The following is a 12,513-nucleotide window of genomic DNA, read 5'->3' as shown; positions in this document are numbered from 1 at the left end:
GTCAATAATTAACCAATCAACTTTTTCATCAATTCATTGACTTGTGCTGGATTGGCCTTACCACGAGAGGCTTTCATCACCTGACCCACTAGACCATTAAAGGCTTTGTCTTTACCGGATTTGTACTCTTCCACCATTTTTTCATTGGCAGCAAGGACTTCTTTAATGATGGCCTCAATCGCACCGGTATCGGTTTCCTGTTTTAAGCCTTTTTCGCTGATAATCTCATCAGCAGATTGACCGTTGGATTCCCACATAAAGCCGAAGACCTGTTTGGCAATTTTACCGCTGATGGTGTTGTCCACGATACGTGCGATCATACCGCCTAGTTGTTCTACCGATACAGGGGAATGGGTAATTTCAAGGCCAGCTTTGTTTAGTGCACCGGACAGCTCACCCATCACCCAGTTGGCTGCGAGTTTGGCCTGTTTTGCGCCGCCAGCAAATTTCACCACATCTTCAAAGAAATCTGCCATTTCACGGGAAAGAGTCAGTACACGGGCATCATATTCCGGGATTTGGTACTCACTGACAAAACGTTCACGACGTGCCGCAGGTAGTTCCGGTAAATCGGCCTGAATGGTTTGAATTTGTTGTTCCGTGATATGCACAGGTAACAAGTCGGGATCGGGGAAGTAGCGGTAATCGTTGGCTTCTTCTTTGGAACGCATGGAACGAGTTTCCATTTTATTCGGGTCGAATAAACGGGTTTCCTGAATAATACGTCCACCACTTTCCAGAATCTCGATTTGACGTTCGATTTCGACATCAATGGCTTTTTCGATAAAGCGGAAAGAGTTGATGTTTTTCAGTTCGCAACGGGTACCGAATTCATCGCCAGGACGACGCAGGGACACGTTACAGTCGCAGCGGAACGAACCTTCTGCCATATTCCCATCGGAAATCCCGAGCCAGCGTACCAATGTATGAATGGTGCGGACATAGGCAACAGCTTCTTCCACCGAACGCATATCCGGTTCAGATACGATCTCAAGTAACGGTGTACCCGCACGGTTCAGGTCGATTCCGGTATAACCTGCAAAGTCTTCGTGCAGCGATTTTCCGGCATCTTCTTCCAGATGGGCACGGGTTACGCCAATACGCTTGGTGCTGCCATCTTCCAGATGAATATCGACAAAGCCTTTCCCGACAATAGGATTGTCCATCTGGCTGATTTGATAACCTTTAGGCAAATCCGGATAAAAATAGTTTTTACGGGCAAATACCGAGTTACGGTCAATTTCTGCGTTAATCCCCAAGCCGAAACGAATGGCTTTGTTGACGACTTCGGCATTTAACACTGGTAATACGCCGGGCATGGCAAGATCAACCAGACTGGCTTGGGTATTTGGTTCTGCACCAAATTCGATGCTGGAGCCAGAGAAAATTTTGGAATTTGTGTTGAGCTGAGTGTGAATCTCAAGACCGATAACGACTTCCCAGCCTTCAATGAGTTTTGCCATTATGCATTCTCCTCAGCAATTGCCGCACGTTTTGTATGCCAGTCAGTGACCTGTTGATATTGATGAACGATTGATAGCAATTGTGATTCAGACCAGTAGTTACCAATCAGTTGCAGACCAACGGGTAAATTGTGCTGATCAAAGCCAACCGGTGCATTGATGGCGGGTAAGCCTGCCAGATTCACTGCAATGGTATAAATATCACCAAGATAAATTTCAACCGGATCCAGTGAAGCCCCGATTTTATAGGCAGTAGTTGGCGCAGAAGGTGCAGCAATCACATCCACCTGCTCAAATGCTTTTAAAAAGTCTTGTTGGATTAAACGACGTACTTTTTGTGCTTTGACATAATACGCATCGTAATAACCGGCAGACAGGGCATAAGTCCCGATCAGGATACGACGTTGTACTTCTGCACCAAATCCTTCCGAGCGAGAACGACGATAAAGATCATTCAAATCCTGCGGATTTTCACAGCGATAGCCATAACGCACGCCATCATAACGTGACAAGTTTGAAGAGGCTTCGGCAGGTGCAATCAGGTAATAGGTGGGTACATAGGCATCGACCATGGATAGATCAATCTCGACCAGCGTTGCGCCAAGTTCTTCCAGTTGTTTTAAAGACTGTTCGACTCGTGCACGAACTTCAGCATCCAGACCTTTGACATCAAAATACTGTTTTGGAATCCCAATGCGTAAACCCTTGATGCTGGTTTGATTCAGATTGGCGACATAATTATCGACCTCTTTATCAATAGAAGTGGAATCCTTGGCATCATGACCGGCCATCACATTGAGCAAATAGGCACAATCTTCGGCTGAACGTGCCAGTGGACCACCTTGATCCATAGAAGAGGCGTAGGCAATCATACCGAAGCGTGAGACGCGGCCATAAGTCGGTTTTAAGCCTGTCAGGCCACAGAACGATGCCGGCTGACGGATAGAACCGCCGGTATCTGTTCCGGTGCTAAATGGTGCTAGATCAGCCGCAACGGAAGCTGCCGAACCACCTGATGAACCACCTGACACATGTTGTAAATTCCATGGGTTTTTAGTTGCGCCGTAATAGGAGTTTTCAGTGGCAGAGCCCATGGCAAATTCATCCATGTTGACTTTGCCCAGCGTTACCAAGCCTGCGGCTTTGGCTTTGGCCACCACAGTCGCATCATAGGGTGAAATAAAATTATCCAGCATTTTTGAACCGGCAGTGGTTTTAATCCCTTGGGTACAAAAAATATCTTTATGAGCCAGTGGAATACCAGTTAAGGCAGTGGCTTTGCCTGCCTGAATGGCTACATCGGCAGTATCGGCCTGTGACAATGCAAACTCGGGCGTAACTGTGACAAAACTATTGACTTGCGCATCAATTTTTTCGATACGGTTTAAATAGTGCTGTGTCAGTTCACGAGAGGAAAACTGTCTCGATGACAAACCTTCGGACAGTTGTTGGATAGATAAACGGTGTAAATCAGTCATAAGTCTTTTCTTTATATATTCAAATTTATTTCAAAAAAACAATCGAACAAATTTTATTCAATCACACGAGGTACAAGATACAATCCATCCTGTGTTAATGGGGCGACAGCCTGATATTGCTCCCGATGATTGGTTTCACTTACAACATCGCTACGTAATGGCTGTGGATGGTCAAAAGGACTTTTCAAAGGTTCAATACCCTCGGTATTAATGCCTTTTAAATGTTCCATCATCAATAAAATTTTATTTAAACTTGTAGCATATTCAATTGCTTGTGCATCATTGAGTGAAAGTTTTGCAAGCGTTGCAATGCCTGATACTGTCTGTGCATTCAAGTCTGTAGATTGTTGCGCTTCCGATGAAGACATGCCGTCACCTAATTCATTTTCAAAAAAAATCAAAATATCGTGCGTTATAATAAGCGATTGACTTGTTCAAATCATCACATTTCGTTAAAGTTGCGGTCTTGAGTCGCCACTTGATTATACTGAGAACACCCGTGATATTTTTTAAACGAATTTTTGGCTGGTTTTCCCCGAATTTGGCCATCGATCTAGGAACTGCAAATACACTGATCTACGCACCAGATCGTGGCATTATTTTAAATGAACCGACTGTGGTTGCGATTCGTCAAAGCGGTTCGCAGAAAATTGTTGCCGCAGTTGGAGAAGATGCAAAGCAGATGCTGGGTCGGACACCTGCCAATATTGCAGCAATTCGTCCAATGAAAGATGGTGTGATTGCTGATATTGAAGTGACAGAAACCATGTTGCATCAATTTATTACCAAAGTAAATGAACGTGGTTTATTACCAAATCATCCCAAAGTTGTGGTCTGTGTGCCTTGTAAGTCTACACTGGTTGAGCGTCGAGTCATTCGTGAAGCCGTTTATAATGCAGGGGCACAGGAAGTTCGTCTGATTGAAGAACCAATGGCAGCAGCGATTGGTGCAGGTATGCCGGTTGAACAGGCTTGTGGTTCGATGGTGGTGGATATCGGTGGGGGAACGACCGAGATTGCCATTATTTCCTTACAGGGTTGTGTTTATGCCGATTCATTACGTGTCGGTGGTGATATGTTTGATGAACATATTATTAACTATGCGCGTAAGGCACATGGCTGCGTGATTGGTGAAACCACAGCCGAACGCATCAAAAAAGAAGTCGGTATGGCTTTTTCCGATGGTATCGTAGAGGAAATCGAAGTACGTGGCCGTAACCTTGCAGAAGGTGTACCACGATCATTTACCATGAATTCGGATGAAGTCCTGTCTGCCATTACTGATCCTTTACAAAGTATTGTTAGTGCAGTAAAAACTGCGCTTGAGCAAACTCCACCAGAATTGTCTTCAGATATCGCAGAGCGTGGTATTGTATTGACTGGTGGCGGTGCATTATTGCGTAATCTGGATAAACTGTTGGCACAGGAAACAGGTTTGCCTGTTGTGGTTGCAGAAGATCCTTTAACTTGTGTGGCGCGTGGTGGTGGTAAAGTACTCGAGTACTTTGATAATCCGAATCATGAAATGTTATTTATCGAATAAGTATAAGGAAGAAAGACGGTGCAAGCCATTTTAACTAGACAGCCACCGTCTTTTCGTTCGTTCGTTCTTGCGATTATCGTTTCGATTGTTGCCTTGTTTATCAACTGGCAATTTCCTCAAGTCGTTCAGCCTGCCCGGGAAGTACTCAAAGCTGCTTACAATCCTATTTATGCAGTGGCGAATTATCCTGTGCTTTCTGGTGACTGGATGCGTTTACAGGTGAAATCAGAGCAGGATTTACGTCGTGAAAATACTGCATTGCGTGCAGAATTATTACAGGCTCAGGTTCGCTTACAAAAACTTTCGGAACTGTCTGCTGAGAATACCCGTTTACGTGGACTGGTGAATACGCCCTTAATTATTGATGGTCGTGTCTTGATTGCAGAAACGATTGGAGTGGATGCCAATCCGCTCAATCATATTTTGATTATCAATAAAGGTCGTGCTGATCATTTACAAGAAGGACAAACCATACTCGATGACAAGGGTATTATGGGACAGATTATCAATGTATATCCGCATAGTGCTCGTGTCATGTTGTTATCGGATAAAGATAGCTCAATCTCAGTTCGTTTGGAACGTACCGGCATGCGGGCGATTGTTTCTGGAAAAGGCGATTATGGTGAGCTTGAAATGGAATATGTGCCTTCCAGTTCGGATATCAAAGTAGGTGATCAAGTCTATAGTTCTGGTTTGGGTGAGCGTTATCCGGCTGGTTATCTGGTGGGTATGGTCAGTAAAATTCAGCGTCATCATTCCGGTGAGTTTGCACAAATTATGGTGAAACCGGCAGCACAACTGGCAAGTGGGCATCATGTGGTGGTGTTGTTTTCTCAGGGATTAGCGCAGGAGCAACCGAATGCAACTCGCTAAAAAAGAAAATTTCCAAAGCAAAGATCCTTTGTGGGCAATCATTTTCTCGATTGTGATTGCTTCGGTGTTGATGGTTTATCCGCTATCTTATGAACTCAGTGCATGGCGGCCAGCATTCATGTTGCTGGTCATGCTATTTTGGGTGTTATGTCAACCAGCTTGGTGTGGTGTGTGGTTCGCGTTTGCACTGGGTATGGTCACCGACTTACTCATGGAAATGCCTTTGGGTGCAAATGCCATGAGTTTTGTCATATTAGCATTTGCTGTTCGATATTTTACCCGTGATAAACGTATCATGACCGAATACAATCTCTGGGTGATTTGTAGTTTGTCTATGGTGGCGTATTTATTACAAACCTGGTTGATTTTGATCATGTCTGGTGAATACGTATCGATTATTCGTCATTGGACACCTTTATTGAGTAGCATTTTAATTTGGCCATTGGTTTATTTTGGATTGAAAAAATGGCGCGCCGTATAATTCTTGCGTCACAATCACCTCGACGTAAAGCGTTATTGCAACAAATTGGTTTAACATTTGATGTTGTGGCTGCCGATATTGATGAAGCAGTGCAGGTAAATGAGCCTGCTGATGCTTATGTGCTGCGGGTGGCAAGAGATAAGGCACTGACAGTTGCAAGACAGTATCCTGATGCCATTGTAATTGCTGCCGATACCACCGTGAGTATTGATGATCAAATCCTGACCAAACCACTGGATTTACAGGATGCAATACGGATGTGGCGTTTACTCTCCGGACGGACACATACGGTAAAAACCACCGTTGTGATGTGCTGTTCAAATAAAATTTGGCATGATACAGTCACTACACAGGTCGACTTTAAAGATTTAACAGATACAGAAATGTTTGCTTATTGGCAAACAGGCGAACCGCAGGACAAAGCTGGCGGTTATGCCATTCAGGGACGTGCGGCGGCATGGGTCAAACGAATCGAAGGCAGTTATTCCAATGTTGTGGGATTACCGCTTTATGAAACATTACAATTATTCGCTCAGGCACAGCACGCACCAACTCTGAACTGAAAGGAATTTATATTTAACATTTAGGTTAATCATCATGGCTGATGAGTTATTAATTAATATCACTCCGATGGAGTGTCGTGTTGCTTTAATTGAAAATGGCACGGTGAATGAGTTATTTGTTGAGCGGGCTGCAAAACGTGGGCTGGTCGGCAATATTTATAACGGTAAAATTGTGCGTGTTTTACCGGGCATGCAGGCTGCATTTGTTGATATCGGACAATCGCGCACCGCTTTTTTGCACCTGAATGACATGGTCTGGTCGCGTACCCAGTCTGCGCCTAATATTTTTGAACTGTTGCATCCGGGACAGATTCTATCGGTACAGGTCATGAAGGATATGCTGGGCTCGAAAGGTGCACGATTGACCACCGATCTATCCATTCCCTCGCGTTATCTGGTGTTGATGCCTTATGGCAACCATACCGGTGTATCACAGCGTATCGAACAGGAAGAAGAACGCCTAAGATTAAGAAATTTAATTGAGCAATTGCAAGAACAACTGAAATTACCCGGTAGTTTGATTGTCCGTACCGCGGCCGAAGGAATTTCCGAACAGGAAATTTGTCAGGATATGGCTTATCTGGCAAAGCTATGGGAATATATTCAGCGTAAACAAAAACAAGTCGAAGCAACAGGACTGATTTTTGAGGAATTACCGCTACCACAACGGGTCATTCGTGATCTTGCCAGTGAAGACACCAGTAAAATTTATGTCGATTCCAGGGAAATTTTCCATAAATTACAGGAATTCGTAGCCGAATTTGTACCCACCATTCAGGATCGTTTGATTCATTACCCTGGTGAACGTCCGCTGTTTGATTTATACAATGTTGAAGAAGATATTCAGAAAGCCTTGCAAACCCGGGTTGATTTAAAATCCGGTGGTTATCTGATGATTGATCAGACCGAAGCCATGACCACCATTGATGTTAATACTGGTTCATATGTGGGTGGACGTTCACTTGAAGATACAGTATTTAAAACCAATCTTGAAGCAACCCAAGTAATTACCCGACAGCTTCGCTTAAGGAATCTGGGTGGTATCATTATCATTGACTTTATTGACATGCAGGAAGCAGAGCATCGTGATGAAGTGATGAAAATTCTCGAAAAAATGCTTGAGCGTGATCATGCCAAAACCAAAATTACCCAAGTGTCTGAACTTGGGCTGGTTGAAATGACACGTAAACGTACCAGAGAGTCATTAGAACACCTGCTTTGTGAGTCTTGTCCTACCTGTCAAGGCCGTGGTTATGTAAAAACAGCAGAAACTGTGTGTTACGAGATATTTCGTGAAATTATGCGATATGCAAGAGCTTACGAATCTCAGCGTGCTTATACCATCGTTGCCCATCCATCAGTGATTGATAGCTTACTCACCACAGAGGCTGCTGCGGTGGCGGATTTAGAGCATTTCATTGATCGTATTATTAAGTTTCAGGTCGAAAATTTATATACGCAAGAGCAGTACGACATCATTCTGAGTTAGCAAAAGTTACCAAACTGTAACTGAATTTATTCAATGCTTTGTTACATCTGCAATTTTACTTTTTGCCTATAGTTTTGAATACTATAACCATCATCAAGGTGATAGCCAAGTGTTAGCCAAAAGTCATCTTTAATGATGATTTACAAGCCAAGAGGTGAATGATTATGGATGCAAAAGTGATTTTAAAAACAGGTGCGACAGCAATCGAATTTGCAAGATTTAATCGTTGCTATTTGCTTGCAGAGTCTGGCGAAGAAATTAAAGTAACCAAAGAAATGGTACGTCTTGCATGTACACAGCTTTTATCACGCTGTAAAAAATAATGTTATTTAAAGTAGGAAGGGAAATAGATTTCCCTTTCACTGGGCACGATTCAATACGCTCTTCTCATCAACAATATAAGATAACTAGCGCTAAGCGACTAATTACCTGATCCAATTTTTTCAAGCTTGGATTGTGTCTGACACAGATGCTCAAAGGTTTGAATTTCCTCTTCCAGCAATGCCAATAATGATTGCATTCTTGGCATGGCCTGACGACAAGCAGTTAAACCCACTTCAAGTTTATCCAGATAACTGGTCATGGTGATATTGAGTGCCTGACCATCCAGCACAATTGATGCAGGGTAGAGCGCATCAAGTTGTGCACCGTTCCAGTATAGAGGTTCGGTTGGTCCCGGTACGTTTGAAATTACCAAGTTAAAAGCCTGATGTTTAGGCATCAAGCCAGACAAAATATTGACACCTGCCGGACCATAAACCAACGCACTATAGTTCAGGATTTGTTGTGCAGTCATGCGTTTGAAGCGTTCTTTGGCATGTTGCATGCTGCGTTGAATGATCGCAATACGTTCCAATGGATTGGCTTTATGCGTTGCGAGATTGGCCAAAATCATGGTGATTTGGTTACCATGGTCTGAATCATCATTACGGATGGATGCCGGGACCATCGCAATTAGTGGTCGTTTAGGTAGTTGATTAATAGACAATAAATATGAACGAATTGCACCGGCACAAACTGCCAGCACCACATCATTCAGGGTGGTATGTAAATTTTTTGCGATATTGCGGAAACGTTGCAATTCAAAAGATTGCGCTGCAAAACGGCGTGATGAACTGACCCGTTGATTTAAAATACTGGCAGGCGCCTGAAAGGTCGAGACATAATCCGGATGTTTACCTAATTCTTTGGTAATGGCTTGTGTCAGCTCACGTAATACAATTGGTGTGGCTTGCAGTTGAGTTTTTGCCAATTTAAAAATGCTTTTTACTGCACTGATTGGTTTGGTTTCCGGTCGCTTTAATTTATTATTTCGTACACACCATGGCGGGACAATGGTTTCATTTGGTGCGTGTGCCAGTGATTTTTCAATCAGGCGCATACCGGCAACACCATCGACCATGGCATGATGAATTTTAAAATACATGGCAAAGCGATTGCCTTCAATACCTTCAATAATATGACAGGTCCAAAGGGGTTTGGCTCGGTCAATCAGTGCGCTGTGTTCTTGTGAAATATAGGTTAATAGTTCTCGAATTCGTCCTGGCGCAGGCAAAGAAATATGACGGAAATGATGGTCAAGATCAAACTCTTCATCAACATCCCAAAATAAACCGTTTAATACCTGATTAAAGGGCGGTACGGGAATAGCTTTGGATTGCCGAATATCTTGCACTAAATCTTGAAGAAAACTTGGGGCTGCATCATCGGGAATTTTGAACAAGAACAAACCACCTACATGCATAGGTTGTTGCCTTTTTTCTAATGATAAAAAAATAAAATCGATTGGGTTGAGTGGTCGCATAAGTTCCGCCTTGATTCTCAAAAGCCTTCCGTGGAATGTTCTTATTTAAATGTTCTCCTCTTCCGAGAATATTAACATAACATTATTGATGTGAATATCTTTAATCCTTTACAGGATAGAATAGAACGTCTAAATAGAATGATGGGGGCAGAATTTCTAAATCTGCAAAAACTGATGAGGTTTAGACTCAGCTAAATATCATCATGACTCAAAGGGCAGGTTTGTAGCTTCTCCAATCCATATCGTTTGCTGTCTGTTATAGTTAGTATTGTCATTATTTATATTTTTGAAATCAGTTGGTGGGTTTGACAAATTTGGTATGTAGGCAAAGACTATTTGTTAGAAAAGTCTATGGTTATTATAAATCACCTTGATAAAGCTGTTTAATAACAATGATTCATGGGCAGATTTTAGTCGCATCAGATGAATGGTTCTGGTATCAGGAAAATCAATAATTTTCTTTTTTTGGATATATATTTGTTTGATATTGATAGGGGTGGATTCCGGTAGTATCGCAATACCGATATTGGATTCAATTAATCCCATTGCTGTACTTAAATATCTGACCTCACAGGCAATATCGAGATTCTCCAGCGTTAAACCCATATTTTCGATAGCATGTTTAACCGTGTTATATACGCTGCTGCCAGGCATGGTAACAATTTGTGGGAAATGGATGACATCCTTTAGATAAATATCTTTTTTTGCCGCTAATTCATGATCTGGGGGAAAGAACACACGTAACTCATCTTCAAATAAGCGATTAAATGTTAAATGTGGATCGGATAATTCCACTGTACCAATCCCAAGATCGGCAGTACCAGATTTAACCGCATGGTGAATTTCGTTGGCATTTAAATCCTGAACAATAATTTTTACTCTAGGATATTCTTTTTTAAATTCTTTAATCCATAAAGGTAATAATGAACTGGCAATGGTTGGTAATACGGCAATATTAATACTACCGAGAACATGCTCAGAAATATTCTGGCTAAATTCTAGGGCATATTCATATTCCGTTAATACCGCTTTAAGCGGCAGAATCATTTGCTGTCCTTCCGGGGTAATATGTACGCTCCGTTTCGTACGATCAAATAATTTTAGGCCTAATTCTTCTTCTAATTGCTGAATTTGCAAGGTCAAGGTGGATGGGGAAATATATAATTGACTGGCTGCCCGTCCAAAATTTTTAAGCTCTGCCACCATGAGGAAAGCTTTAATATGTCTTAATCCCTGTTTCATGTAAAAGTCCTGTTTGGAATGTTTGAAAAACTTAAACCAAATTTGATGTTTAAACAAAAAAATCCAATTTTTTCGGTAAATAAATTATATAAGATAAGTTTTTGTACATTTTACCAGCGTTATTATCATAATATTTAAAGATAATTTAAGTCCAATGTTTTTTTTATTCAGTTTTTCCGAATACAGAATTTAAATAATATCGATTCAGACCAGTCACAAAACCGAATACGATGCAATGGAAGGAAACGCTAATACAAGGGAAAGATATGTTAGCAGGATTAGGATTAATCACCATTATTTTACTATTTGTCAGTATTTTGACAAAGAAATTGTCACCTTTAATTGCGCTGATTACCATTCCGATCATTGCCTCTTTAATTGGAGGTTTTGGTCTGGAAACCAGTAAATTTATTATCACAGGCATTAAAAACATTGCACCTATGGCGGGCATGTTTGTTTTTGCAATTTTATTTTTTGGCATTATGACTGATGCCGGCATGCTTGATCCCATTATCAACCGTATTTTAAAAACGGTTGGATTAAAACCTGCACGTATTACGGTTGGGACAGCATTACTGGCTTTAATTATCCATCTGGATGGATCTGGTGCAGTCGCTTTTTTAATCACCATTCCGGCGATGTTGCCTCTCTACGATAAGCTGGGTATGGATCGCAGAATTTTAGCGTGTGTTGCATCCCTAGCATGTGGGGTAAATTTTTTACCATGGACAGGTCCTGTCATTCGGGCATCGGCTTCATTAAATATTCCAGTGACCGAAATTTTTACACCATTAATTTGGGTACAGATTATTGGATTGGTGTTCACATTTAGTGTTGCTTGGCTATTGGGTAAAAAAGAAGAGAAGCGTCTGGGTCTTGCCAATGTGTCAGGTAAATCAGATTTTCTCACCTATGATATTGATGAAAAAGATTTAGCATTACGTCGTCCCCATCGCTTCTGGCCGAACGTTATTGTTACGGTTATTGTTCTTGGAGTCATGATTAGCGGCAAAGTTGATCCGGTTGTGATGTTTATGATCGGTGTCGTAATGGCTTTATTATTAAATTATCCGCATGTAGATGAGCAAAGACAACGTATAGATGCACATGCCAAAGCTGCTTTGAGTATGGTCAGTATTTTGTTGGCTGCTGGTGTGTTCACTGGTGTGATGAGTGGTACGGGCATGTTAAAAGAAATGTCCGAACATGCTGTCAATTTTATTCCACCAGGTGCTGGACAACATATTCCATTTGTATTGGGTATTGTTGCCATGCCTTTGTCTTTATTATTTGATCCAGATTCTTTCTATTTCGGTGTTTTGCCAGTCGTCGCCCATACTGCTGAAGCATTTGGTATTGCGCCTGTTCAAGTTGCTCAGTCAGCAATTTTAGGACAAATGACCACAGGTTTTCCTGTCAGCCCATTAACGCCTGCCACTTTCCTAATTGTTGGGCTGTGCAAACTGGATTTGGCTGACCATCAAAAATATACCATTCCTTATTTATTTGCTGCGTCTGTAATCATGACAATTGCTGCGGCAGCATTTGGTGTATTTCCGTTTTAAGAGATTATATAA

The 12,513-nt window shown here is 41.9% G+C and carries 12 protein-coding genes; 7 read left to right on the top strand and 5 right to left on the bottom strand.

Annotated elements, in window-relative coordinates:
• Window positions 1-8: 8 nt before the first annotated feature.
• The 3 genes from gatB to gatC are packed head-to-tail and all read right to left on the bottom strand — an operon-like array spanning window position 9 to window position 3,309.
• Entirely contained in the window at window positions 9-1,463 is a 1,455-nt protein-coding gene (gene gatB / locus CAP51_RS15845; protein WP_087621733.1) for an Asp-tRNA(Asn)/Glu-tRNA(Gln) amidotransferase subunit GatB, read from the bottom strand.
• Complete coding sequence (gene gatA, locus CAP51_RS15840; RefSeq protein ID WP_087621732.1) at window positions 1,463-2,941, bottom strand: Asp-tRNA(Asn)/Glu-tRNA(Gln) amidotransferase subunit GatA; 1,479 nt, start codon at window positions 2,939-2,941, stop codon at window positions 1,463-1,465. Before gatA ends, gatB begins: the two co-directional genes overlap by 1 nt.
• A 53-nt stretch (window positions 2,942-2,994) precedes the next feature.
• A complete protein-coding gene (gene gatC, locus CAP51_RS15835; protein WP_087621731.1) occupies window positions 2,995-3,309 on the bottom strand; it encodes an Asp-tRNA(Asn)/Glu-tRNA(Gln) amidotransferase subunit GatC in 315 nt (104 codons plus the stop codon).
• 134 nt (window positions 3,310-3,443) lie between these two features.
• Here gatC and CAP51_RS15830 point away from each other — a divergent pair, with 134 nt between their 5' ends.
• From CAP51_RS15830 to CAP51_RS17375, 6 genes are all read left to right on the top strand, one after another.
• Window positions 3,444-4,484 carry a rod shape-determining protein gene (locus tag CAP51_RS15830; RefSeq protein WP_087621851.1) on the top strand — a complete coding sequence of 347 codons (1,041 nt, stop codon included), beginning with the start codon at window positions 3,444-3,446 and terminating at the stop codon, window positions 4,482-4,484.
• A gap of 18 nt (window positions 4,485-4,502) precedes the next feature.
• Window positions 4,503-5,357, top strand: a complete 855-nt coding sequence (mreC, locus tag CAP51_RS15825) for a rod shape-determining protein MreC (protein ID WP_087621730.1) — start codon at window positions 4,503-4,505, stop codon at window positions 5,355-5,357.
• Window positions 5,344-5,838 carry a rod shape-determining protein MreD gene (mreD, locus tag CAP51_RS15820; RefSeq protein ID WP_087621729.1) on the top strand — a complete coding sequence of 165 codons (495 nt, stop codon included), beginning with the start codon at window positions 5,344-5,346 and terminating at the stop codon, window positions 5,836-5,838. Before mreC ends, mreD begins: the two co-directional genes overlap by 14 nt.
• A complete protein-coding gene (locus CAP51_RS15815) occupies window positions 5,823-6,401 on the top strand; it encodes a Maf family protein (protein WP_087621728.1) in 579 nt (192 codons plus the stop codon). The genes mreD and CAP51_RS15815 overlap by 16 nt, the downstream gene beginning before the upstream one ends.
• Before the next feature lie 34 nt (window positions 6,402-6,435).
• A complete protein-coding gene (rng, locus tag CAP51_RS15810; RefSeq protein ID WP_087621727.1) occupies window positions 6,436-7,890 on the top strand; it encodes a ribonuclease G in 1,455 nt (484 codons plus the stop codon).
• A gap of 164 nt (window positions 7,891-8,054) precedes the next feature.
• Window positions 8,055-8,213, top strand: a complete 159-nt coding sequence (locus CAP51_RS17375) for a PA1571 family protein (RefSeq protein WP_171294017.1) — start codon at window positions 8,055-8,057, stop codon at window positions 8,211-8,213.
• Between the two features lie 98 nt (window positions 8,214-8,311).
• On the opposite strand, the gene CAP51_RS15805 is transcribed toward CAP51_RS17375, so the two are convergent.
• Window positions 8,312-9,694, bottom strand: coding sequence for a WS/DGAT/MGAT family O-acyltransferase (locus CAP51_RS15805; RefSeq protein WP_087621726.1), 1,383 nt, complete (start codon window positions 9,692-9,694; stop codon window positions 8,312-8,314).
• Between the two features lie 339 nt (window positions 9,695-10,033).
• Window positions 10,034-10,936 carry a LysR family transcriptional regulator gene (locus CAP51_RS15800; RefSeq protein WP_087621725.1) on the bottom strand — a complete coding sequence of 301 codons (903 nt, stop codon included), beginning with the start codon at window positions 10,934-10,936 and terminating at the stop codon, window positions 10,034-10,036.
• Window positions 10,937-11,202: 266 nt separating this feature from the next.
• Between CAP51_RS15800 and CAP51_RS15795 the strand changes: the two genes are divergently transcribed.
• Window positions 11,203-12,501 (top strand): CitMHS family transporter, encoded by a 1,299-nt coding sequence (locus tag CAP51_RS15795; protein WP_087621724.1) that lies wholly within the window; start codon window positions 11,203-11,205, stop codon window positions 12,499-12,501.
• Window positions 12,502-12,513 lie beyond the last annotated feature (12 nt).

The sequence above is a fragment of the Acinetobacter populi genome (genome assembly GCF_002174125.1).
Taxonomy (GTDB): domain Bacteria; phylum Pseudomonadota; class Gammaproteobacteria; order Pseudomonadales; family Moraxellaceae; genus Acinetobacter; species Acinetobacter populi.
Note: the sequence above shows the minus strand (reverse complement) of the source record. Positions and strands in the feature narration are given on the sequence as shown.

Coding starts and splice junctions, on each gene's coding strand:
- gatB (WP_087621733.1), bottom strand. CDS start 1,463: ATGGCAAAACTCATTGAAGGCTGGGAAGTCGTTATCGGTCTTGAGATT.
- gatA (WP_087621732.1), bottom strand. CDS start 2,941: ATGACTGATTTACACCGTTTATCTATCCAACAACTGTCCGAAGGTTTG.
- gatC (WP_087621731.1), bottom strand. CDS start 3,309: ATGTCTTCATCGGAAGCGCAACAATCTACAGACTTGAATGCACAGACA.
- mreD (WP_087621729.1), top strand. CDS start 5,344: ATGCAACTCGCTAAAAAAGAAAATTTCCAAAGCAAAGATCCTTTGTGG.
- CAP51_RS15815 (WP_087621728.1), top strand. CDS start 5,823: ATGGCGCGCCGTATAATTCTTGCGTCACAATCACCTCGACGTAAAGCG.
- rng (WP_087621727.1), top strand. CDS start 6,436: ATGGCTGATGAGTTATTAATTAATATCACTCCGATGGAGTGTCGTGTT.
- CAP51_RS17375 (WP_171294017.1), top strand. CDS start 8,055: ATGGATGCAAAAGTGATTTTAAAAACAGGTGCGACAGCAATCGAATTT.
- CAP51_RS15805 (WP_087621726.1), bottom strand. CDS start 9,694: ATGCGACCACTCAACCCAATCGATTTTATTTTTTTATCATTAGAAAAA.
- CAP51_RS15800 (WP_087621725.1), bottom strand. CDS start 10,936: ATGAAACAGGGATTAAGACATATTAAAGCTTTCCTCATGGTGGCAGAG.
- CAP51_RS15795 (WP_087621724.1), top strand. CDS start 11,203: ATGTTAGCAGGATTAGGATTAATCACCATTATTTTACTATTTGTCAGT.